The organism is Streptomyces sp. NPDC048483 (assembly GCF_040651455.1).
Classification (GTDB): Bacteria; Actinomycetota; Actinomycetes; order Streptomycetales; family Streptomycetaceae; genus Streptomyces.
Genome location: NZ_JBEZJZ010000015.1, coordinates 1 through 22,267, shown reverse-complemented (window position 1 = coordinate 22,267; position 22,267 = coordinate 1). Strand labels below are relative to the sequence as shown.

Below are 22,267 nucleotides of genomic sequence, written 5' to 3'. Positions count from 1 at the left end.
GGTCATGCATGGCCACGCTCACCGCCGAACCCCGGACCAAGGAACCCCTGAAGGGCTTCCATCTCCGGATCACGGCGACCACGTTCGGAGCCAACTTCTCCGACGGCTACGCCCTCGGCATCATCGGGGCGGTCCTGCCCGCCCTTACCGTCTCGATGCACCTCTCCGGCTGGTGGCAGGGCCTGCTCGGGGCATCGGCGTTGATCGGCCTGTTCTTCGGCAGCGTCGTGCTGGGCTGGGTCGGCGATCTCGTCGGCCGCCAGAAGCTCTACATCTACAACTTCGCCCTGATCACCGTCGCTTCGGCGCTGCAGCTGTGGGCGGACGACCCGCTCACCCTGTTCGTGCTGCGGCTGCTGATCGGCTTCGGGCTCGGCGCGGACTACGCCGTCGGCCCGACGCTGCTGGCCGAGTTCGCCCCGCGGCGGCTGCGCGGCCTGCTGCTCGGCTCGCTCACCGTGCTGTGGACCGTCGGGTACGTCCTCGCGAACGTCCTCGGCAGCTACCTGTCGCTCGGCGACGCCTCCTCGCACTGGCTGCTGGCCAGCGCCGCACTCCCGGCCGCGCTGGTCCTCCTGCTGCGCATCGGCACCCCGGAGTCGCCCAGCTGGCTGGTCAGCCGGGGACGGATCGACGAGGCCCGCGCCATCGCCCGCAAGTTCCTCGGCACCGATCTGGAACTCGACGCGGACGCCCCCACGGGTGCGGGCGGGGAAGGGAAGCCGGCCGGGTACGGGCAGCTGTTCGCCAAGGGCCAGCGCCGCAACACCTGGTTCGGCGTGGTCTTCTACAGCGCGCAGGTGCTCCCCTACTTCGCCATCTACACCTTCATGGGCACCATCCTGTCCGCGATGCAGGTCTCCGACGCGGACACCCAGAACCTGCTGCTCAATCTGTTCCTGCTGCTCGGCGGCGTGGTCGGCCTGTGGCCCACGCAGCGGATGGGACGCCGTCCGTTCACCATCATCAGCTTCGGCATCCTCACCCTCTCCCTCGCCGCACTGGCCGTGCTCGCGAACGCATCGCCCGTCGCGATGATGATCCCCTTCGTGATCTACACCTTCGTCATGGCCGGGGCCTCCAACATCACGCAGGTGTACCCGCCCGAGCTCTACCCCACCGCGCTGCGCGCCTCCGGCGTGGGCTTCCTCAACGGCGCCAGCCGGGTGGCCTCCGCCATCGGCACCTTCGTCCTCCCCCTCAGCCTGGACCACCTCGGCGTCACCTGGTCGATGGCCTGGCTGGCAGGTGTACTGCTGCTCGGCACGGTGGCCAGCATCGTCTGGGCACCGGAGACCAAGGACTCGGTGACGACGGAAGGCTGGCACCACTGATGGGCCCCAGGGACTCGGTACGCCTCGACGGCACCGCACTGACGGCAGCCCAGGTGACCGCCCTGGCCAAGGGAACGGCGCGCGCCGTGGTCGCCCCGCAGGCCCGCGACCGGCTGCTGAAAGCCCGTCAAGTGGCGGAGCAGGTAGTGGCGTTGCGTCCGGTGTACGGCCACAACACCGGCGTCGGCGCCAACCGCACCACCGTCGTCCCCGACGACTTTGCCGGCCGGCACGGTCTGCGGCTGCTGCGCAGCCACAGCGGCGGGATCGGACCGCGGGTGCCGACGGAGCAGGTGCGGGCCATGCTCGCGGTACGGCTGAACCAACTCCTCGGGGCCGGCACCGCGATCAGCGTCGGCGTCGTCGACCGTCTCGAGCAGGCGCTGACCTCGGGGCACGTCCCGCCGGTGCACACCTACGGCTCGGTCGGCACCGGCGACCTCTCGGCCCTGGCCGAGCTCGGCCTCGCCCTCGCCGGTGACCTGCCCTGGCAGGAGGGCACCGGCCCGGCCCCCGAGCCGCTGCAGCTGACCCACTGGGACGCCCTTCCGCTGATGTCCAGCGGCGCACTGACGATAGGTCAAGTTGCCCTGGCTGCACAGGAGTTGCGTGATCTGCTCGATCGCGTGCCGATGGTGGCCGCACTCTCACTGGCGGCGGTCCAAGGGTCGGCCGAGCCCTACGCCGAGGACGTCCACGCCCGCCGACCGCACTGGGGAGCCCTGCGCACCGCTGCACAGATGCGCACACTCCTGGGCCGGCCGGCCTGGGAACCCCCACTGATCCAGGGCCCCTTCGGCTTCCGCTGTCTGCCCCAGGTCCACGGCGCCGCCCTCGACGCCATGGCGGCACTGGACCGCGTACTGGACGTAGAACTCAACGCCGCCTGCGAGAACCCGCTGCTCAACCTTGACGCGGCGGACTACCACCACCACGGCGGATTCCACCAGGCCTCCTTGGCGCTGGCACTGGACCAACTGCGGCTCGCCCTGCTCGGCACCGCCGGACTCTCCACCGCCCGCCTCGGCGTCCTGGCCGAACCGGACTTCACCGGTCTGCCACCCTTCCTCGCCCAGGACCGGGACGGCAGCAGCGGAATCATGATCACCGAGTACGCGGCCCAGTCCGCCCTCGCGGACCTCCGAGGCGCCGCCCAGCCCAGCATGCTCGGCCACGCGGTGCTCTCCCGCGGCGTGGAGGAGCACGCCAGCTTCGCCTCGACTGCGGTCCGGCGGCTCCAGGAGGCCATCGAGGCCTTCCGCTACGTCCTGGCCTGCGAACTGTTGGCTGCCGTACGGGCGCTGCGGATGCGCGGGCTGCCGCCCTTCGGGGCCCCGGAACTGACGGGCCTTCGACGAGCCGCCGAGGCCGCCCTCGCCCCGTCCACCGCCGACCGCAAACTCACCGGGGACGTCCACGCCGCTGTGGCGCTGCTCGGTGGCGAGCAGTGGCGGATCAAGCGGTCGGCGCCGCCTGCTCACCGCCCTTGGCCCGGAGACCAGCGGTCATGGAGACCGCAGCCCTCCCCCGTCCCTACTGACTGAATATTCAGTCTTCGGATCCGTTGACAGGTTCGGCGAGGGGTCTCGATACTGAATGAGCGTTCAGTTTCAAGCACCCCTGCCGCACCTGGAGGCACCATGCCCGTGCTCCCCACCGAGTTGTGCGCGCTCAGCGCCGAGCAGAGCGACATCGTCGAGCTCACCCGGGCCTTCGCCCGGGACGAGATCCGGCCGCGGGCCCGCGCGGTCGACGAGGCGGACACCGAGACCCCCTGGGACCTCTGGCGCGCCGCCGCGAAGGTCGGGATCACCGGGTTCATGCTGCCCGAGGAGTACGGCGGGGGCGGGTTCACCGACGTCTTCACACAGGTCCTGGTGCAGGAGGAGCTGTGCGTCGGGGACCTCGGGATCGGGAATCTGCTCTGCTCCAACGGGTTCTTCGCCGACCCCGTGCTGGCGCTCGGCACCGAGGAGCAGAAGCGCACCTGGCTCACACCGCTCGCCGGGCCCGACACCCCGATGACGTCGCTGGCCACCACCGAACCCGGTGCCGGGTCCGACGCCGCCGCCATCACGACCACCGCCACCCGAACCACCACCGGCTATCTGCTGAACGGCCAGAAGGCCTGGATCTCGAACGCCGGCGAGGCCGACCTCTATGTGGTCTTCGCCAAGACCGACCCCGGTCAGCGGTCACGCGGCGTCAGCGCCTTCCTGCTCCACAAGGACACCGACGGCATGACCTTCGGCGCGCCGATGCGCAAGATGGGCCAGCGCGCCATCGTCTGCCGTGAGGTCTTCTTCGACGGCGCCTTCGTCCCCGAGGAGAACCGTCTCGGCGACGAGGGCCAGGGCTTCCGGGGCCTGATGCGGACCTTCGACATCTCCCGCGCGGTACTGGGCGCCGCCGCCACCGGCGTGGCGCGGGCCGCGTACGCGTACGCACGCGATTACGCCAGGACCCGCGTGCAGTTCGGCAAGCCGATCATCGAGCACCAGGCGGTCGCGTTCCGGCTGGCGGACATGCGTACGCGGATCGAGCAGGCCCGGCTGATGACCTGGCGCGCCGCGAAGCGCCTGGACGCGGGGCTCGACGCGACGGCCGAGGCCGCCATGGCCAAGCTCACCGCCTCGGAGACCGCCGCGTACTGCACCTGGGCCGCCGTACAGACCCTTGGCGGCTGGGGCTATTCGCGCGAGTACCCGGTCGAGCAGTGGATGCGCGACGCGAAACTGGAGGAGATCGAAGAGGGGACCTCCGACATCATGCGCCTGATCATCTCCCGGAGCATGTGATGACGGGCGAAGTGAGGACGGGCCATGTGACGACGCCCCTCACAGGGGGCGAGGCCGTCGTCCGGGCACTGGCCGCGCACGGCGCCGACCTCGCCTTCGGCATCCCCGGCACCCACAACCTGGAGATCTACCGGCACCTCGGCCGGTACGGGATGCGGCATATCACCCCGCGCCACGAGCAGGGCGCGGGCTACGCGGCCGACGGTTACGCCCGCACGACCGGCCGCCCCGGCGTCGCGATCACCACGACCGGCCCGGCGCTGCTCAACATCGCCGCCGCCGTCGGCCAGGCGTACTCCGACAGCGTGCCGCTGATCGTGATCTCCCCCGGCATGCCCCTGCGCCACCCCCGGCAGGCCATCGGTCTGCTGCACGAAATGCCCAGCCAGACGGAGGCGTTCCGGCATATCGCCGCGGTCAGCCACCGGGTCTCGTCGGTGGCGGAGGTCGAATCGGCCGTGGCCAGGGCTTTCACGCTCTTCCGTACGGAGCGGCCCCGGCCGGTGCACATCGAGATCCCGCTGGACCTGTTGGAGACCGCCGAACCGGTCGGCGCGGTGCGCCTCGCCCCGGCCGCCGCGCCCGCCCGGCCCGCGCCGGACGCCGTACGGGAAGCGGCCGCCGCCCTGAGCGCGGCGCGCCGCCCGGCACTCGTCCTGGGCGGCGGCGCCCGCCAGGCCGCCGCCGCATGCCTGGCGCTGGCCGAACGGCTGGGGGCACCGGTCACGACCTCCGCCAACGGCAAGGGCGTCGTGGCCGAATCGCACCCGCTGTCGCTCGGCGTGGCACTGCACAGCCCGTCGGTCCAGAAGTGGCTGGCGGACTGCGATGTGGTCCTGGCCGTGGGCACCGAACTCGCCGAGTCCGACCTGTGGTCCGGTCCGCCGCGGCTGAACGGGACGCTGATCCGGGTGGACCTCGACCCGGCGCAGATGTACGCGGGTCTGCCGGCCGGCATCGCCCTCGTCGGGGATGCGCGGGAGGTACTGGGCGGGCTGCTGGCGGCCGTCGGGCAACAAAGGCAGGACAGCCCGTCGTCCGCCCCGGAAGACGGCCCATCGACCACCGCGGACCTCCGCGCGGCCCGCAACGCGGAGACCGCCCGTCGTGACGCCCGCTGGCTGCCCTTCCTCGCCGCCATCCGTGCCGTCCTCGCCCCCGACGCGGTGATCACCTCCGACAGCGCGCAGTGCTGCTACTACGGCGCGCTGCCCCACCTGACCGTCGACCCGCCCGGCCGCTACCTCCACCCCACCGGCTTCGGCACCCTCGGCTACGCGCTCCCGGCCGCCATCGGGGCCAAGGCCGCCTGCCCCGACCGTCAGGTCGTCGCGCTCAGCGGCGACGGCGGGCTCCAGTTCAGCATCCAGGAGCTCGCCACGGCGGCCCAGTTGCGGCTCCCGCTGCCCGTCGTCGTCTTCGACAACGGCGGTTACGGCGAGATCCGCGACGAGATGGCCGCCCGTGGCGACCGGCCGACCGGCGTCGACCTGCCGTCCGTGGACCTCCCGGCCCTCGCCCGTGCCTACGGCGGCCACGGCACCCGGGCCACCACACCGGCCGGGCTCAGCAGTGCACTGCGCAAGGCGCTGACCACCCCCGGCCCGACCGTCATCACCGTGCCCGAGGAGGCAGACCAGTGACCGGAACTCCCCTGATGTCCACCACCTGGACCGATCACGTCACCGGCCGCCGCGGCTATCTCGTCATCGACCGCCTTGTGCGCGGGGTGTCCAGCGGCGGGCTGCGCATGCGCGCCGGCTGCACGCTGGAGGAGGTCACCGGGCTCGCCCGGGGGATGACGATGAAGGAGGCGCTCCACTACCACCCGGAGGCGCGCTATATCCCGCTCGGCGGCGCCAAGGGCGGCATCGACTGCGATCCGCACGACCCCGAAGCGTACGGCGTCCTGGTCCGCTATCTGCGTGCCATGCGCCCCTGCATCGAGAACTTCTGGACCACGGGCGAGGACCTCGGCCTCAGCCAGGACCTCGTCGACCGGGCCGCCGCCGAGGCGGGCCTGGTCTCCTCCATCCAGGCCGTCTACCCCCTGCTCGACGACGAACAGGCCGCCCGGCAGCGGCTGGCGGACGCCTTCGCCGTCGAGGTGGGCGGGATCGGGCTCGACGAACTGGCCGGCGGGTGTGGTGTCGCGGAAGCCGTACTGGCGGCCCTCGACCGGGCGGGCGTGCCGTACGCCGGTACGCGGGTGTCCGTGCAGGGCCTGGGCACCATGGGCGGGGCCACCGCGCGTTTCCTCGCCCGCGCGGGACTGCGGATCGTCGCCGTCGCCGACGTCAAGGGCACCGTCGCCAACCCGGACGGCCTCGACGTCGAGGCGCTGCTCACCGCCCGCGACGCCTTCGGGGCGGTGGACCGTACGGCCCTGCGCCCCGGGGACGCCGAACTGCCGGGTGAGGCCTGGCTGGAGGCCGACGCCGAGGTGCTGGTACCCGCGGCCGTCTCGTACTGCGTGGACACCGCCAATCAGCAACGCATCACCGCCCGTTGGATCGTGGAGGCGGCCAATATGCCGGTGCTGCCCGAGGCCGAGGAGCTGCTGGCGGCGCGCGGGGTCACCGTGCTGCCCGACGTGGTCGTCAACTCCGGTACGAACGCCTGGTGGTGGTGGACGCTGTTCGGCGACATCGGTCCGGACGCCGGCGAGGCATTCGCCCATATCCGCCGCTCGATGCGCTCCCTCATCGACCAGATGCTCGCCCGTGCCGAGGCCGACGGCAGCACTCCGCGCGCCGCCGCACACGCCATCGTCGCCGACCGGCTGCCCGAGATCGCCAACCGTTTCGGATGGCACAGATGACACCGGCCTCGTCGGCACCGGCCGCACTCGACCCGTGCGGCGCGCTCGAGACGCTCTTCGCTCCGCGCTCCGTCGCCGTCATCGGCGCCTCCGAGAATCCGGAGAAGTGGGGATACTGGCTGGCCTCGGGCGCTCTGGCCGGCCGTGACCGCCGCTCCGTGCACTTGGTCAACCGGCGGGGCGGCGGCCTGCGGGGTGTTCCGTTCCTGCCGAGTCTCGCGGAGATACCCGGCCCGGCCGAGCATGTGGTGGTGGCCGTCCCGCCCGGCCAGGTCCGCCGCATCGTCGTCGAAGGGCTGGCGGCCGGCGCCCGCTGCTTCACGGTCATCACCTCCGGCGGCGCCACGGCGGACGAGGAACGCGAACTCGCCGGCCTGATCACCGGCCACGGCGCCCGGCTGCTCGGCCCGAACTGCATGGGTGTGGTCGACACACGCGGTGAACTGCTGCTGTCCTGGGGTGACTTCCCCACCGGCGGCGTCGGCCTGGTCTCCCAGAGCGGCAACCTCGCCCTGGAGATCGGACGGCTGCTGTCCCGCGCAGGGCAGGGCTTCTCGCGCTTCGTCTCGCTCGGCAACCAGCGCGACATCGACGCCGCCGACGCCGTCGAAGCGCTCATCACACACGAGCCGACGCACATCATCGCCGCCTACATCGAGGACTTCCGGGACGGCAGGCGTCTCCTCCGCGCCCTCACCGCCGCCCGGCAGGCGGGCAAACCGGTGCTGCTGCTGACCGTCGGGCGCAGCGAAGCGTCCGGGCGCGCCGCCGCGTCCCACACCGGCGCTCTGGTCAGCGCCCGCGCGACCGTTGCCGCCGCCTGCGGGGAAGCCGGCGCCCTCCTCCTGGAGAGCGCGGGCGAACTCGTCGACACCGCCCTCGCCCTGCTCTCCCCCGCCCTGCCCGCGGGTCCCCGGGTGGCCGTCGCGGGCGACAGCGGCGGCCAAGGCGCGCTCGCCGCCGACGCACTCGCCGTACGCGGCCTCACCGTCCCGCCCCTGCCGCCCATGGTGTCCGACGCCCTGGCCGCGCATCTGCCACCCGGCGCCGTCCCCGCCAACCCGGTGGACCTGGCCGGTGCGGGCGAGAGCGACCTCGGCAACTACGCCCGTGTCGCCGGCGCCCTGCTCCTCGGCGGCGGCACCGACGCCGTCGTCCTCACCGGCTACTTCGGTGACTACGCCACCGCCAACCCCGCGCAAACAGAACGCGAATGCGCCGTGGCCCGCGAGATGGCCGACGCCGTCCGCATTTCCGGCCGGCCGCTCGTCGTCCACACCATGGCCCGCGACACCCCGGCCCTGACGGTCCTGCGCAAGCACGGAATCCCCGTCCACGAGCACATCGAGCACGCCTCCGCCGCCCTGGCCAACGCCCTGCGGTGGACGAAACTGGCATCCCGCCCTGCCGTCGAACTCCCCGATCCGGCCGGGGACGTCGTCTTGGACGGCGGCTACGAGGCGACGCGGGCGCTGCTGCGTGCGTACGGCCTGGCGTTCCCCGAGGCGGCCTTCGTCACCACCGCCGACGAGGCGGCCCGGTCCGCCCGGCGGATCGGCTATCCCCTGGTCCTCAAGGCGATGGGCCTCGCCCACAAGACCGAGGCGGGCGGTGTCGCCCTGGACCTGCGGGAGGAGGGCGCACTGCGGACGGCGTTCGCCCGGATGCGGTCGGCCACCGGCGCCGCCGGATACGCCGTCGAGTCCATGACCCGGCCGCCCCATGCGGTCGAACTCATCGCGGGCGTACGGCGCGACCCGGCGTTCGGTCCCGTCGCCATGGCCGGCATCGGAGGCGTCACCGCCGAGCTCCTCGGCGACACCGCCCTCGCCCTGGCCCCGCTCACCCACGACGCCGCCCGCGCACTCCTGCTGTCGCTACGCCATGCCCCGCTGCTGACCGGCTGGCGCGGTGCTCCCGCCATCGACCTCGACGCGGCGACCGCGGCGCTCACGGCGCTCGTCCGCGCCGCCGTCGAGCACCCCGAACTGTCCGAGCTGGAGGTCAATCCGCTGCTCGTCCATCCCGGCGGCGCCGTCGCACTCGATGCGCACGGCGTCCTCGGCACCTGAAGGCCGCCGAGGATCTCCTGAAGCCGCCTCCGGCCCGTCCATGTGCCCGGTCCGTCCATCTGCCCGATCCAGCCCCGATGCAGGCCCACTGCGAGCCCTGCAAGCCCTCCGAAGGGACATCGCTTTGTTCACCGATCGCACCTTCCTCATCACCGGTGGCGGCAGCGGCATCGGCCGCGCCACCGCCCTCGCGCTCGGCGCCGCCGGCGCCCGCGTCGTCGTCGCGGGCCGCACCCCGGAGAAGCTCAACAAGACCGTCGCGCTCCTCGGCGAGCAGGCAGTCGAGAGCCTCGCCGTCCCCACCGACGTCCGCGACCCGGCGGCCGTCGACGCGCTCGTGGCCGCCGCCGTCACCCGCTTCGGCGCCGTCCACGGCCTCGTCAACAACGCGGCCGGAAACTTCGTCACACCCGGTATCGACCTCAGCCCGAACGGCTGGAAGGCCGTCGTCGACATCGTCCTCAACGGCTCCTTCTACTGCACCCGTGCCGTCGCCCGGCAGCTCCGCGAACAGGGCACCGGAGGGTCGATCCTCTCCGTCATCGCGACCTACGCCTGGCACGGGCACCCCGGCACGGTGCACTCGGCCGCCGCGAAGGCGGGCGTACTGGCCATGACCCGCACCCTGGCCGTCGAACTCGCCCCGCTCGGCATCCGGTTGAACTGCATCGCCCCCGGCCCGACGGAGACCGAGGGCGCCGGCGCCGCCCTGTGGGCCGACGACGCGGCCCGCGCGCAGGTCCTCTCGACCGTCCCGGCGGGCCGCTTCGCCGACCCCGCAGAGGTGGCCGACGCCTCGCTCTTCCTCCTGGGTGACCGCGCCTCGTATCTGACCGGCGCATGTCTCACCCTGGACGGCGGCCAGTGGCTGGGCAAGCAGGTCTACGGCCGATGACGACCGCCCAGCGCCGTATCCGCGCAGGTCAACGCGACAACTCGGCCCGTTCCAGGCCAAGTTCGCGGGCGAGGGCGTCGTCGACCCACTCCAGCATCGACTTACGCGGCAGCGCCCCCGCGTAAGAGGTCATCTGCACGGCCAGCCCGTCCAGCAGGGCGGTCAGCCGCCATGCGGCGCCCGGCGGGTCCTCGCAGACGTACTCGCCCGCGTCCGCGCCCTGGGCGATCACTTCGGTGAGTGCCGCCTTCCACTGCTGGTCCAGGTCCTGCGCGACATCGCGCAGCGCCGGCTCCCGCAGCGATGCCGCCCAGCCCTCGATCCACAGCTTCCAGCCCTTGGCCTGCCCCGTGGGGGCGTACCAGCGGATGGCGGCGCGCAGCCGCTTCACCGCGCTGCCGCGCCGGTCGAGGAGCTTGCGCAGATGGGCGAGGTCCGCTGCCGCCGCGTGCGCGAAGGCCGCCGCGACAAGCTTCTCTTTCGTAGCGAAGTGATAGATGACGAGCGCATTGCTGACACCGAGCGCGGCCGCGACATCGGCGACCCGGAGCGCCGCGACGCCGCGCTGCTCGATCTGGCCGACCGCGGCACGCAGGAGCTCCTCGCGCCGTTCCTCCACGCTCAAGCGCACTCTCGCCACGCCGTTACCCTACACGGCACTCCTGCAGCCCCCTTGACACCACTGGGCGGCACGCCCACAGTAGCGCCCACTAACTGCACGTTCAGTCAGTTGCGAGGAGTCGAATCCATGACCCAAGCGCTTCCGTCCCCCGCCCCCGACACCCCGGACCTCTCCGAAGGATGGGGCGAGCAACGCTCCCGGCTGCACAAGGACCTTCGCCGCCTGGATGTGCTGTTCTTCCTCATCTGCACCCTCGTCGGTCTCGACACCATCGGTTCGGTGGCAGCGGCCGGACCGCAGGGACTGACCTGGATGGCCGTCCTGGCCCTGGTCTTCTTCCTCCCCTACGGACTGCTGGTCGCCGAACTCGGCTCGACCTTTCCCGTACAGGGCGGGCCGTACGTCTGGACCCGGCTCGCCTTCGGACGGCTGACCGCCGGGATGAACCAGGTCCTGTACTGGCTCTCCAACCCGGTGTGGCTCGGCGGCAGCCTCTGCATCATCGCCCTGACCACCTGGGAGCAGTTCTTCACCCCGCTGCCGGGCCTGTGGAAGTACGCCGCCGGGCTCGCCTTCATCTGGGTCGGCGCCCTGGCGGTCGTGCAGTCCGTGAAGGTCGGAAAGTGGGTACCCATAGCCGGCGCCCTCGCCCGCATCGTCCTGCTGGGCTTCTTCCTCGTCTCGGTCGTCGTTTTCGCGATCGAGCACGGCGTGCACCCGCTCCCCGCCGGCGACTTCTCCCCCACCTACGCCGGCTTCGTCGCCCTCGTCCCCGTCCTCATCTTCAACTATGTCGGCTTCGAACTCCCCAGCTCCGCCGCCGAGGAGATGAAGAACCCGCGGCGCGACATCCCGCTCTCCATCCTCCGCTCCGGACTCGCCTCCCTCGTCCTCTACGGCGGCCCGATCCTCGGCATCCTCTTCGTCCTCCCGTCGAAGGAAATCGGCAGCCTCGGCGGCTTCATCGACGCCTGCAAGGCCGTCTTCACGGTCTACGGCGGGCATATCGCCGCCGACGGCACGGTCACCCTCGCCGGCGCCGGCGCCGTACTCGGCGGGATCGCCGCGGCCGGACTCATCATCGGCGTCCTGACCAGCGGCGTCACCTGGGCCATGGGCGCCCACCGGGCCCAGGCCGTCGCCTGCGCCGACGGTGCCGGACCGGCCTGGCTGGGCAAGATCTCCGAGCGCTGCGGCACCCCGGTCCGGGTCAACCTCCTCTCCGCGGCGCTCGCCTCCGTCCTCCTCGTGGTCGCCCTCAACCTCACCGGCGGCAACGGCGAGAAGTACTTCGCCGCCGGGCTCGGCCTCGCCATCAGCACCACGTTCATCTCCTACGTGATCACCTTCCCGGCGCTGCTCGTCCTGCGCCGCAAGTACCCCCGCACGCCCCGCCCGTACCGCGTTCCGGGCGGCGCGGCCGGAGCCTGGGCGGTGACGGTCCTCGCAACCGGCCTGGTCGCCTTCACCGTGATCGTCCTGATCTGGCCCGGCTTCGGCGTCGGCTGGTTCGGCAGCGCGGGCTCCGCCGCCGACTCCCTCCCGGAAAGCTTCGCGGGCCAGCGCCTGCAGTACACGCTGAGCCAGGTCGTCCCGCTGCTCCTGTTCCTCGCCATAGGAGCGGCCTTCTACGTCCTCGGCGCCCCGGCCCGCCGCCGGGCGACGGCTTCCGAGCCCCGTGGGAACGGTGGGGACCATGGAGATCCTGGGGAGCCCGCCCGTGTGCCGGACTCCCGTCCGACGGATCTGCTCTCCGGCCTGTGACGGGGCAGCACTTCGCGGGCGTGGCCCTGGGAACGGCGAATTACGTGGTTCCGTCGTGGGGGATGGCTCCCGCTGCGAGGAGCAGAGCGACGGTTTCGGGATGGGGGCCTTGGTTCGCCCATCTCAGGGGGGACCAGCCCGTGCCGTGATCTTCACGAAGGTTCGGATCGGCGCCGTGCGCCAACAGTTCGCGCACCGCTTCGGTGTGCCCCCAGCATGCGGCTGCGCACAGGGGCGTGCCTTCCGCGCCGAGTCCGCTGCTCTCGGTGTCCGGAGCGGCCCCGGCCGCCAGGAGCAGGCGGGCAATCGCGGCTTCGCCGTTCACTGATGCCTCATAGAGAGGGGTGGTGCCCTCGCTGTCCGCTCGCTCCGGGTCGGCTCCGGCCCGCAGAAGCGCCTTCACGCACGTGGTGTCGCCCTCCGGAATTGCCGCGAAGAGACGACGGGAGAACTTCTTTTGCTTCCGGTGGTTCACGGGTGCCGAGGTTAGCGACCGGGTGCGCGGCGCGGCCAGTGATTTTCCGCTCGTTGAGGGCGCTGACCAGCAGGGTCGCCATGGAGCGAACGACAAGGTTGCGGTGGCTGGCGACGGCCTACTCGGGCGAGGAGCAGCACGGTGTCGTCCGCCAGGGAGCTCGGTACGAGGTGGGCGAGGATGCCGTCCGCCGCGGCTTCCAACGAGTCCGGGATCCGGCCCAGTTCCGTGCGGAGGGCGTTCAGGCCCTCGTCGATGTCGTGGCCTCGGGCCTCGATGAGGCCGTCGGTGTACAGGGCGAGGGTGGCGCCATCGGGCAGACGGATCTCCGTCGTGCGGAAGGGGCAGCCGCCGACGCCGAGGGGGACCCCCAGGACCTCGTCGATGACGTCGATCCGGCCGTCCGGGTGGCGGACGAGGGGCGGCGGGTGGCCGGCGCTGGCGATCCGGGTGCGTCCGGTGGTGGGGTCGTAGTGGATGTAGAGGCAGGTCGCGAACTCGATGCCGGCGTCCTGGGCGCAGTGGTCGAGTTCGGTGAGCAGCTCGTCCGGTTCCTTGTAGTGGCGGGCCAGCGCCTTGGCGGTGATGCGCAGCCTGCCCATTGACGCAGCGGCCGCTACGCCGTGTCCCATGACGTCGCCGACGACCAGGCCGACTTGGTGGTCGGGCAGGGCAATCACGTCGTACCAGTCGCCGCCGACCTCCGTGCCCCGGCTGCCGGGCAGGTAGCGGTGGGCGATGTGCAGGTACGGGCTGGTCGCCAGGGAGCTGGGGAGCAGGGCCCGTTGGAGCGTGAGCCCGATGTCTCTCTCGCGGCTGTACAGACGCGCATTGTCCAGGCACAGCGCGGCACGGGAGGCGAGCTCGCCGCCCAGGCTGAGGTCCTGCTCGGTGAAGGATGCTCTGGCCGCGGACCGGCCGAAGAGGGCGATTCCCTGGACGGTGCCCCGGGCGATGAGCGGGGCGATGAGGAGATGGGTCAGACCGCTGTCGGCCAGGAGCCGGGCACGGTTTTCGTGCAGCACGGTCCGGGCCAGGAATTCCTGGTTCACCGGCACGCAGACCGGACGGCCGGTGCCCAGCATCTGGTGGATGGCGGAGCCCGGCGGGTAGTGCACGACGTCCAGCCCGCTCACCAGCTCCGTCGCGGGAGGGGGCAGAACAGTGCCGGCGGCGATCCGGCGGGTGATCACCGGCAGCGCAGGGTCGAATGCCTCGCGCTCGTCCATCCAGTCCACGAGCTCCACGGTGGCCCCGTCGGCGAAATCCGGAACCGCGGCTGCTACCAGCTCCCGCGCCGTGACCTCCACGTCCAAGGTGGTGCCGATCAGGCCGGAGGCCCGGTCCAGCAGCGCCAACCGCTGACGGCTGGCGGTTGCCTCGACGATGGCCTGTTCCCGGTCGGTCACGTCCACCACCAGCCCGCCCACTCCGGGGAGGGTGCCGACTGCCTGGGTGAGCGGGAAGAAGCTCACGGACAGCACCCGGTCCCGGTCCGGATGACCCCGGGTGCGCATCCCCACCAGCACCCCGGCGACGGGCCTGCCCTCCCGGGCGACGGCGCGCAGCATGCGCTCGTACTCGCCGCCTTCCGAGGTGACCATGATGTCCGCGATGCGCCGCCCGATGTGGTCCTCGATGGGGAGCCCGTTCATGTCGGCGAGCGCCTGGTTGAGGTGGAGGTAGCGCAGCTCCTCGTCGAGCATGACCAGGCCGATGGGACAGGTCTGGAAGAGGGCGTCGAGGAAGGCGAGGTTGGTCTTCACCCGGTCCAGCTCGTCGCCACGGCTCGACAGGGCCATGACCACCGAGTGCCCCCCGACGCCGGTCACCGGGAAGACCCGGAACCCGCAGTCGAGAACCGTTCCGTCCCGATGCCTGGCGTGCAGGCGACCGCGCCAGTACCCCTGGGTCCGGCCTCGCTCGGCCATGCGGGAGCAGGTGTCAAGGCCGTCACCGCAGGACGCGGGGAAGAGGAGAGCGCCCGGCTTCGACAGCGCCTCTGTGGCGTGGTAGCCGAAGAGGTTCCGTGCGCCGGGGCCCCAGTAGCAGATCCGGTTGTCGCCATCGATGCCGAACACGGCAACGGCCACATGCTCCAGCAGCGACCCGGGCTCGGACCGGAGCGGACCGCGATCCCCCGCGTCGCTCGGCCGATCTGGTGGCACCGGCTTTCCCTCCGCCCACCGCGCACAGCGGCTCGGCCGCCCGCCGGTCGGCAGAGCGGCTCTCTTCATTCTGCGCTTTCCCGCAGGTGCGGACACTTCGGCCCGGCGGGGGCTCCGGACGGGGCGGGCGGTGGCCGGTGTGGCGTTGCGCGGTGCTGATGCGAGACGGCGCCCGAGGGGCCGTGGGATGCGCTCTGAGCTGGGGAAACCAGTGCAGGCGCAGCCGACGCCCGAGGGGTCGGCTGCGCCTGCCGGTCCGGTCTACGGACGGCCCGGTCGTCCCGTCGTCACGGGGCCATCTCGTACGCCCCGGCCAGTGCCTCGACACGCTGCCAGACGCGCGCGGAGCGGGCATCGTCGACGACCGGGCGGCGGACCGCGCCCAGCGCCCAGCGCTGCTGATCCTCGGTGGCGGAGTCCTTGCCGTGCAGCTCGACGGCGTGCGCGGAGAAGTCGCGCACGAGGACGGCGAAGAGCTCGTCGAGCACATCCTCGTCCAGGCCGGTCAGGCGGGCCTGCTCCAGGATCAGCTGACCGTGGACGACCAGCGCGAACAGCTGGCCGATGGCGAGGAGAAGGTCGAGGTCGCGGCTCTGTTCCTCGTCAGGTGCGGCGGTGGTGACGAGCTCGCACAGGGCGTCCGCCTGCTCCCGGAAGCGGCCGACGTTGGGCACCTCGGCGTAGGCGTCGTAGGCGGCGCGCCAGTCGTGGAAGCGTACGGAGCCCAGGCCCCGGGCCGGTCCCTGCCGGAAGAGGAACGCGTCGTCGGCCGCGTCGAGGCGGGTGGGGACGGGCGCGTACTCGGCCGGGTTGAGCAGGTGGTTGCCCATGAACTTGAGGATCAGGGCGAGGTTGACGTGGACCGTGCCCTCCAGCTTCGGCAGCCCGCGGATCTCGGTGGCGGCCTGGGCGAAGTAGGTGTCCTTCTCGAAGCCCTTGGCGGCGATCACGTCCCACATCAGGTCGATGACCTTCTCGCCCTCGGTGGTCACCTTCATCTTCGTCATCGGGTTGAAGAGCAGGTAGCGACGGTCGTCGGGGCCGGCGGAGCGGAAGTAGTCGACGGCGCGGTCGCTGAATGCCTTCATTCCGACGAGGCGGACGTAGGCGTCGGTCAGCTCGCGGCGCACATGCGGGAACGCGGTGACCGGGCGGCCGTAGAGGATGCGGTTCTGCGCGTGGGTGACGGCCTCGTACATCGCGTGCTCGCAGATGCCGATCGCGCCGGTGCAGAGGTTGAACTTGCCGACGTTGACGGTGTTGAGGGCGGCGTCGAAGGCGGCGCGGCCGGTGTGCAGGACGTCGTCCGGGCCGACCGGGTAGTTGTCGAGGCGGAACTCGCTGACGTACTTCGACGAATCGACGACGTTCTTCACGAGGTGGTACGCCGGGTGGCGGCTTTCGGCGGCGAAGAAGACATAGCCGTCCGGGCCTTCGATGTCGGTGCGGCGGCCGAAGACGGAGACCAGCCCGGCGGCGTTGCCGTTGCCGATGTAGTACTTGGAGCCACTGGCCCGGAAGCCGCCGTTGCCGTCGGGCTCCAGCAGCATGTCGGTGGAGTAGATGTCGGCGCCGTGGGCCTTCTCGGACAGGCCGAAGGCGAACACCTCGCCCTGGGAGAGGAGTTCGGCCGCGCGGGTGCGGGCGGCGGCGTTGTCGCTCTGCCAGACCGGGCCGAGGCCGAGGACGGTGACCTGCCACGCGTACCAGTAGTCGAGCCCGTAGAAGCCGAAGATCTCGTTGAGGGCGGCGATCCGGGCGGTGTCCCAGCGCTTGTCCTCGTTCCCGTCGGCGGCGGAGGCCGGGGTGAGGAAGGTCGCGAACAGCCCTTCCTTGGCGGAGAACGCGAGGAAGTCCGCCAGCCAGGCGCGGGAGCGGTAGTCCTCGATCAGCTTGCGCTTGCCGCGGTCCTCGAACCAGTCGACGGTGGCGCGCAGCAGCCTGCGGGTCTCGGGGTCGAAGTGCGCCGGGTCGTAGGTGCGCGGGTTGAACAGCAGCGGGTCGGCCATGGAGAGTCGCCTTCCGGGTGGGGATGGGGTTGGGTGAGTGGGCTTCAGCGCTCGGGGTCGAGCCGGTGAAGGGTGGCGAGTACGTCGTCGAGCCAGGCGAGCGTCATCCGCTCGTACGCGATGCCGCCGCGCAGCACGACGTGCTGGAGCTCCCGCCCGGCGTCGGGCGTTGCGGGGGCCTCGGGACCGGTGAAGTCACGCCGCTCCCCCGCGAGATAGTGCGCGAGCCGGTCGGTGTGCGCCTGGCGGTGCCGCTCGACCTCGCGGATCAGCGCGGCCGGATCGTCGAAGGCCGCGCCGCGGATCTTCACCGCGAGGTCGTGCCGGACGCTCTCGGGCTCGATCGGCTCGTGCAGCCACTGCGAGAGGGCTGCCCGGCCGGGGGCGGCGACGGAGTACTCCTTCTTGTCCGGGCGGCCCTGCTGCGGCACGTCGCGGACGTCGATCCAGCCGTCGCTCTCCATGCGCTTGAGGACGCGGTAGATCTGCTGGTGGGTGGCGGTCCAGAAGTAGCCGATGGACCGCTCGAACCGCCGGGACAGCTCGTAGCCGGAGCCCGGCTTCTCCAGCAGGGAGACAAGAATTGCGTGGTCGAGCGCCATACCCCCGATCCTTCTATGCAACTTGTTGCATAGACAAGCGGCACCGCCCAGGTGAGACACGGCTCACCCGGGCGGGCGGAGCTACGGCATGCGTACGGGCCGCCGCGAAGCCGCAACACCCGGCCGGCCGGTCGGCCGCCTGGACCAACGCATCCACGCCTGATGTCCTGAGAGGGGGGCCGCACACGCGCCGCCGCCGGCCGCTGGTCAGCACGGCGGCAGGAGGCCGGCTGCCTGGAAGGAGCGGTCCATGTCCGATGTGACGACCACCGACCTGTACGAAGTGACGATGGCGCTCTCCTACCTGCGCGAGCGGATGACCGAGCAGGCCACCTTCAGCTGTTTCGTGCGCGACCTGCCGCCCCATCGCGGCTTCTTGGTGGCGGCCGGCGCGGAGTCGGCTCTCGCCTACCTGTCCCGGTACCGCGTCGAACGCGACGATGTGCGCGCCTTCGCCGAGGTCCTGGGGCGGCCCGTACACGACCTCATGCCGCTTCTGGGCACCCGGTTCACCGGCACGGTCCGGGCGATACCCGAGGGCCATGTCGTGCTGGCCGGTGAACCGCTGTTCGAGGTCACCGCACCGCTGCCGCAGGCGCAGCTCGTGGAGACCGTCGTGCTCAACCACCTCAGCCATCAGACCGCCGTGGCCTCCAAGTGCGTCCGGTGCGTCCTCGCCGCGCAGGGGCATCCGGTCGTGGACTTCTCGCTGCGCCGCACCCACGGGACGGCCGCGGGATATCAGGCGGCCCGGCTGGCCGCGATGGCCGGTTTCGCGGGCACCAGCAATGTCGCCGCCGCCGATGCGGAACAGGTGCCGGCCGTCGGCACCATGGCGCACTCGTACATCGAGGCGTTCGAGAACGAGGAGGCGGCGTTCCTGGCGTTCGCCCGGTGCCATCCGGACCCGGTCACGTTCCTGGTGGACACCTACGACACCGAGTCCGGCGTCGCGGCCGCCGCCCGTGTGCTGCATGCGCTGGACCGCGGTGACGGCGCGGCCGTCCGCCTGGACAGCGGCGACATCAAGGCACTGGCCTTCCACACCCGAGCGATCCTGGATGCCGCGGGACTTCCCCAGGTACGCATTGTCGCGAGCGGCGGCCTGGACGAATTCGCCGTGGCCGACCTGGTGTCCGCGGGCGCGCCGATCGATGTCTACGCCGTGGGGACCCGGGTCGGGGTGAGCGCCGACGCGCCGTATCTGGACTCGGCCTACAAGCTGGTCGAGTACGACGGCCGGCCGGTGATGAAGCTGTCGTCGGCGAAAGTGACCGCGCCGGGCCGTCAGCAGGTGTTCCGGCGGCCCGGTTGCGTCGATGTGATCGGCATGGCCGACGAGCCGCCTCCGGCGGGCAGCATGCCGCTGTTGAAGACGCTGATGCGGGCGGGGGTGCGCTGCACACCGGCCGGCCGGCTGCAGGACGCCCGGGAACGTCTGGCGAAGGACGTGGCGGAGCTGCCGGCCACGGCGCGTGAGATCCGGTCGCCGGTTCCGGTGCGCGCCACCGTCTCGGAACCGCTTGCCGCCCTGACCGGACAGGTGCGGCAGCGCATCGAACGTGCCGTCCTGGGCGACGTGACGGGGCCGACGTGAGGTGGCCGGGGTGAGGGGACCGGCGGGCTCGCCGGCTCCGGGGAACTACGGCGGCACCTGGGCCTGCGCGATGCGGTCACGATCGGGCTCGGCTCGATGATCGGGGCGGGTGTCTTCGCCGCCCTGGCCCCGGCGGCACGGCCGGCTGACTGGTGCTCGCCTTCACCCTGCCGCCGGCCTCGGCGGTGGCCGGATGAACCGTCACCGTCGAGACCGGCGCCGAGGCGGCGCCTATGCGCTCCCGCCACCGGCCCTTGGAATGACCGCTAGAGCCGGCTCGGTGCCGTGGCGCGGAATCGGGCCGTGGTGGCGTCGGCGCTCCAGCGCTCCAGTCCGGCCTTTTCGAGGACGCGGACCGAGGCCGGGTTCGACAGCTCCACCTCCGCGCGCACCGTGTGCACGCCCGGTGCGGTCAGGGCGAAGTCCACGATGGCCCGGCCGGCCTCGGGGGCGTAGCCGCGGCCGCGTCGGGACGCGACAATGCCGTATCCGAACTCGAGGGAGCCGTCGGTGGGCGGCCAGAACAGGCCGATGGAGCCGACCACCAAACCGCTGAACCGCTCGATGATCTGACGGTGGCCGTACTCGTTCAGCCCGTCGGGCTGTTCGGTGAGAATTCCGGCGATGACTCGGTCGCCTTCGGCGGGGAAGTCCTCCGCCCAGTGCGCCCGCCGGGCATCACTGACCACGGCGGCGAGTTCGTCGACGGACCACGGCCGCAGCACGAGGCGGTCAGTGGTCAGATCCGTACCGGTGAGAGAGAAAGAGGACACGCGACACTCCTGGTCGTTTCGGACGACCGGGCCGCAGGAACTGTCCTCGCGCGACCCGGACACAGGCAGGCTGATGAAGAGTCTGGCGGGCCATATTCATCAACCTCCCTTGTCGCAGCAGTCGTCACGCACCTCGCGTGCGGGCTCAACCTAACAACAGCTGCTGGGTGCTTCCAGCGAATAAGCGCATGCCTGATCTCTTGGACCGCTCACCGTGGACCTCCGGGGTCTTTGGCCGGCGGGATCACCCGGCAGCGCTCCGGTTTTGTGTGCGGTCACCAGCGCGAAGGTGAGGGATTCACCGCCGTCCGCGGTGAGCATGCCGAGGAGAGGCTGGTTGGCCGACCGGCCGTCGAACGCATCGATGCTCACGATGGCGCGTCGAAGCTCTCCTCCTCGAACGGCAGGGCATGCGCTTGCGCCCGCACCGCCTCCACTGTGTCGCCGACGCCGGCCTTGGCGAAGACGTCCGACGCCTCTTCAGCGCTGATCCACCAGTCCGCCGCGACCACCTGCACGCCGTACTCGCGGGCCAGGAACACCGAGGTTGCCCCCTTGCCCGGGCCAAGATCGAGCACGCGCATTCCCGGGCGCAGGTCGAGGTCCCGCAGGAGGTCCTCCAGGAGCCGCAGTCGGTTTCCTCACAGACCTGTGGCGTGGCTCCATTTTTCTCGGAGACCTGTGGCGCGGCCTGGTCCGGCCTGTGCAAGATCCGCCGGTACTGGGCAGTACGAGATCACCTGGGCGGGTCCTGGTCGTCTTCGGTGAGCGGGTCCCGTGACCGCCCGGCGTGGATACCGCCACGCGTGCCGCTCTCCGGGGCGGCGGCGGGCGATCGCCTTCTTTATGGTGGAAGCGGACACCTGCGTCACCGGCACCGGCGGTGTCCGTACCGGGCCGGTCCGGACCACCGGCGGGCCCGTCGCCGGCAGGAAAGAGCCGCACATGGAGCCAGAGGACCCGCTGCCGCCCGACGTGCGGCTGCGTCTGGACGCCGAGTGGGACCGCGTCACCGAGCAGCTCCACAGCCTGGCCGAGGCCCACGAACGGCTGCAGGAGCTGCTGGATGCCGTGCTGGCCATCAGCCGCGAGCTGGAGCTTCCCGTGGTGCTGCGCAAGATCGTCGCCACCGCGATGGACCTGGTCGGCGCCCGCTACGGCGCCCTGGGCGTACTGGACGAGGAGCGCACGGGCCTGTCGGCGTTCATCACGGTCGGAATGACCGAGCGGGAGCTGGCCAATATGGCCGGTGTCGGGCAGCCACGGGGCCGGGGTCTCCTGGGGCATCTGATCCACCACCCCGAACCGCTGCGGGCCGACGACATCCCCTCGCACCCCCACGCCGTCGGTTTCCCGCCCGGACATCCGCCGATGCGCACGCTGCTCGGGGTGGCAATCAGCGTGCGCGGTGAGATCTACGGGGACCTCTATCTGGCCGACCGGCGCGACGGGCAGCCCTTCGACACCGAGGACGAGGCCGTGGTCCTCGCCCTGGCCGGCGCCGCGGGTGTGGCCATCGACAAGGCCCGGCTCTTCGACCAGGTCCGTGCCGGAGCCGAACAGTTCCAACGCCTGCTGCTGCCCCACCTGCCCGACCTGCGGCCGTTCACCGCGGCCGCGATCTACCGGCCGGCCACCACCCCCGGGCTCCTCGGCGGGGACTGGTACGACGCCGTGCTGCTGCCCGACCACGCCTGCGCCATCGTCGTCGGCGACGTCGTCGGCCACGACATGCAGGCGGCAGCCGCCATGGCCCAGACCCGCAACATGCTGCGCGCCCTGCTGTACGACCGCTGCTCCCCGCCCAGCGCCGTCCTCACCCAGCTGGACCGCACCCTGCACGCGATCACCGACGACCCCGTCGCCACCGCCTGCCTGGCTCGCATCGAACCCGGCGAAGACGCCTGGACGCTGCGCTGGAGCAGCGCGGGCCACCTCCCCCCGCTGTTGATCACACCGGACGGCCGGACGGAGTATCTCGACGCCGAGCCCGGCCTCCCCCTCGGCGTCGACGCCGCCCAGCCCCGGCCCGACCACACCCATTCCGTGCCCGTCGGCGCCACCGTGATCTTCTTCACCGACGGGCTGGTGGAACACCCCGACCACCCCATCGACACCAGCCTCAGCACCCTCGCCGCCACCGCCATCGCGCACGCCGAGCTGCCCCTGGACGAGCTGTGCCAGACCCTGGCCGACCACCACCCCGGCGACGGCCACGACGACATCGCCATCCTGGCGGTGCGTACCCCGCCGCTGGCCTAGGCCCTGTCGTCAAACTCCCGTCGTTCGCCCGGAGGGCGGGCCTCGCGGCGTCTGGTGCGTGCGATCGCAAGGCGG

At 71.7% G+C, this 22,267-nt stretch carries 16 protein-coding genes and 1 pseudogene; 10 read left to right on the top strand and 7 right to left on the bottom strand.

The genetic code is table 11. The annotated features are described in order from the left end of the window. The first annotated feature begins 8 nt into the window (after positions 1 to 8). From AB0D04_RS10915 to AB0D04_RS10885, 7 genes are all read left to right on the top strand, one after another. The gene (locus tag AB0D04_RS10915; protein ID WP_362701770.1) at positions 9 to 1,334 is read left to right on the top strand and encodes an MFS transporter; all 1,326 of its coding nucleotides are present in this window, start codon (positions 9 to 11) and stop codon (positions 1,332 to 1,334) included. Further along, on the top strand, positions 1,334 to 2,878 hold the full coding sequence (locus tag AB0D04_RS10910; RefSeq protein WP_362701769.1) for an aromatic amino acid ammonia-lyase: 1,545 nt from the start codon (positions 1,334 to 1,336) through the stop codon (positions 2,876 to 2,878). Before AB0D04_RS10915 ends, AB0D04_RS10910 begins: the two co-directional genes overlap by 1 nt. Before the next feature lie 96 nt (positions 2,879 to 2,974). Further along, positions 2,975 to 4,132 carry an acyl-CoA dehydrogenase family protein gene (locus AB0D04_RS10905; RefSeq protein WP_362701767.1) on the top strand — a complete coding sequence of 386 codons (1,158 nt, stop codon included), beginning with the start codon at positions 2,975 to 2,977 and terminating at the stop codon, positions 4,130 to 4,132. Positions 4,133 to 4,158: 26 nt separating this feature from the next. Next, positions 4,159 to 5,775, top strand: a complete 1,617-nt coding sequence (locus AB0D04_RS10900; protein WP_362701765.1) for a 5-guanidino-2-oxopentanoate decarboxylase — start codon at positions 4,159 to 4,161, stop codon at positions 5,773 to 5,775. Between the two features lie 14 nt (positions 5,776 to 5,789). Further along, a complete protein-coding gene (locus tag AB0D04_RS10895; RefSeq protein WP_362701872.1) occupies positions 5,790 to 6,953 on the top strand; it encodes a Glu/Leu/Phe/Val dehydrogenase dimerization domain-containing protein in 1,164 nt (387 codons plus the stop codon). Then, on the top strand, positions 6,941 to 9,025 hold the full coding sequence (locus tag AB0D04_RS10890) for an acetate--CoA ligase family protein (RefSeq protein WP_362701764.1): 2,085 nt from the start codon (positions 6,941 to 6,943) through the stop codon (positions 9,023 to 9,025). The genes AB0D04_RS10895 and AB0D04_RS10890 overlap by 13 nt, the downstream gene beginning before the upstream one ends. 124 nt (positions 9,026 to 9,149) lie before the next feature. Then, the gene (locus AB0D04_RS10885) at positions 9,150 to 9,920 is read left to right on the top strand and encodes an SDR family oxidoreductase (RefSeq protein WP_362701763.1); all 771 of its coding nucleotides are present in this window, start codon (positions 9,150 to 9,152) and stop codon (positions 9,918 to 9,920) included. A gap of 28 nt (positions 9,921 to 9,948) precedes the next feature. Here the strand turns inward: AB0D04_RS10885 and AB0D04_RS10880 are convergent, their stop codons facing one another. Further along, a complete protein-coding gene (locus tag AB0D04_RS10880) occupies positions 9,949 to 10,560 on the bottom strand; it encodes a TetR/AcrR family transcriptional regulator (protein WP_362701761.1) in 612 nt (203 codons plus the stop codon). A 108-nt stretch (positions 10,561 to 10,668) separates the two neighbouring features. Here AB0D04_RS10880 and AB0D04_RS10875 point away from each other — a divergent pair, with 108 nt between their 5' ends. Continuing rightward, positions 10,669 to 12,306, top strand: a complete 1,638-nt coding sequence (locus AB0D04_RS10875) for an APC family permease (protein ID WP_362701760.1) — start codon at positions 10,669 to 10,671, stop codon at positions 12,304 to 12,306. Between the two features lie 40 nt (positions 12,307 to 12,346). On the opposite strand, the gene AB0D04_RS10870 is transcribed toward AB0D04_RS10875, so the two are convergent. The 4 genes from AB0D04_RS10870 to AB0D04_RS10855 all read right to left on the bottom strand — a co-directional run bounded on the left by AB0D04_RS10870 (position 12,347) and on the right by AB0D04_RS10855 (position 17,560). Further along, positions 12,347 to 12,781 (bottom strand): ankyrin repeat domain-containing protein, encoded by a 435-nt coding sequence (locus AB0D04_RS10870; RefSeq protein WP_362701759.1) that lies wholly within the window; start codon positions 12,779 to 12,781, stop codon positions 12,347 to 12,349. Positions 12,782 to 12,792: 11 nt separating this feature from the next. Beyond that, positions 12,793 to 14,949, bottom strand: a complete 2,157-nt coding sequence (locus tag AB0D04_RS10865; RefSeq protein ID WP_362701758.1) for a SpoIIE family protein phosphatase — start codon at positions 14,947 to 14,949, stop codon at positions 12,793 to 12,795. Between the two features lie 287 nt (positions 14,950 to 15,236). Then, positions 15,237 to 16,958, bottom strand: a complete 1,722-nt coding sequence (locus AB0D04_RS10860) for an acyl-CoA dehydrogenase family protein (RefSeq protein ID WP_362701757.1) — start codon at positions 16,956 to 16,958, stop codon at positions 15,237 to 15,239. Between the two features lie 44 nt (positions 16,959 to 17,002). Beyond that, the gene (locus tag AB0D04_RS10855; RefSeq protein ID WP_362701756.1) at positions 17,003 to 17,560 is read right to left on the bottom strand and encodes a PadR family transcriptional regulator; all 558 of its coding nucleotides are present in this window, start codon (positions 17,558 to 17,560) and stop codon (positions 17,003 to 17,005) included. A gap of 250 nt (positions 17,561 to 17,810) precedes the next feature. On the opposite strand from AB0D04_RS10855, the gene AB0D04_RS10850 reads away from it, so the two are divergent. Beyond that, entirely contained in the window at positions 17,811 to 19,157 is a 1,347-nt protein-coding gene (locus AB0D04_RS10850; RefSeq protein WP_362701755.1) for a nicotinate phosphoribosyltransferase, read from the top strand. Between the two features lie 266 nt (positions 19,158 to 19,423). On the opposite strand, the gene AB0D04_RS10845 is transcribed toward AB0D04_RS10850, so the two are convergent. Together AB0D04_RS10845 and AB0D04_RS10840 are read right to left on the bottom strand one after the other, a co-directional pair. Beyond that, complete coding sequence (locus tag AB0D04_RS10845) at positions 19,424 to 19,930, bottom strand: GNAT family N-acetyltransferase (RefSeq protein ID WP_362701754.1); 507 nt, start codon at positions 19,928 to 19,930, stop codon at positions 19,424 to 19,426. A 354-nt stretch (positions 19,931 to 20,284) separates the two neighbouring features. Next, positions 20,285 to 20,526: pseudogene (locus tag AB0D04_RS10840) on the bottom strand (methyltransferase domain-containing protein); the annotation flags it as partial. Between the two features lie 349 nt (positions 20,527 to 20,875). Between AB0D04_RS10840 and AB0D04_RS10835 the strand changes: the two are divergent. Next, positions 20,876 to 22,192 (top strand): GAF domain-containing SpoIIE family protein phosphatase, encoded by a 1,317-nt coding sequence (locus AB0D04_RS10835; protein WP_362701752.1) that lies wholly within the window; start codon positions 20,876 to 20,878, stop codon positions 22,190 to 22,192. Positions 22,193 to 22,267: the final 75 nt, after the last annotated feature.

Coding starts and splice junctions, on each gene's coding strand:
- AB0D04_RS10915 (WP_362701770.1), top strand. CDS start 9: ATGGCCACGCTCACCGCCGAACCCCGGACCAAGGAACCCCTGAAGGGC.
- AB0D04_RS10860 (WP_362701757.1), bottom strand. CDS start 16,958: ATGGCCGACCCGCTGCTGTTCAACCCGCGCACCTACGACCCGGCGCAC.
- AB0D04_RS10910 (WP_362701769.1), top strand. CDS start 1,334: ATGGGCCCCAGGGACTCGGTACGCCTCGACGGCACCGCACTGACGGCA.
- AB0D04_RS10905 (WP_362701767.1), top strand. CDS start 2,975: ATGCCCGTGCTCCCCACCGAGTTGTGCGCGCTCAGCGCCGAGCAGAGC.
- AB0D04_RS10835 (WP_362701752.1), top strand. CDS start 20,876: ATGGAGCCAGAGGACCCGCTGCCGCCCGACGTGCGGCTGCGTCTGGAC.
- AB0D04_RS10890 (WP_362701764.1), top strand. CDS start 6,941: ATGGCACAGATGACACCGGCCTCGTCGGCACCGGCCGCACTCGACCCG.
- AB0D04_RS10895 (WP_362701872.1), top strand. CDS start 5,790: ATGTCCACCACCTGGACCGATCACGTCACCGGCCGCCGCGGCTATCTC.
- AB0D04_RS10875 (WP_362701760.1), top strand. CDS start 10,669: ATGACCCAAGCGCTTCCGTCCCCCGCCCCCGACACCCCGGACCTCTCC.
- AB0D04_RS10850 (WP_362701755.1), top strand. CDS start 17,811: ATGTCCGATGTGACGACCACCGACCTGTACGAAGTGACGATGGCGCTC.
- AB0D04_RS10855 (WP_362701756.1), bottom strand. CDS start 17,560: ATGGCGCTCGACCACGCAATTCTTGTCTCCCTGCTGGAGAAGCCGGGC.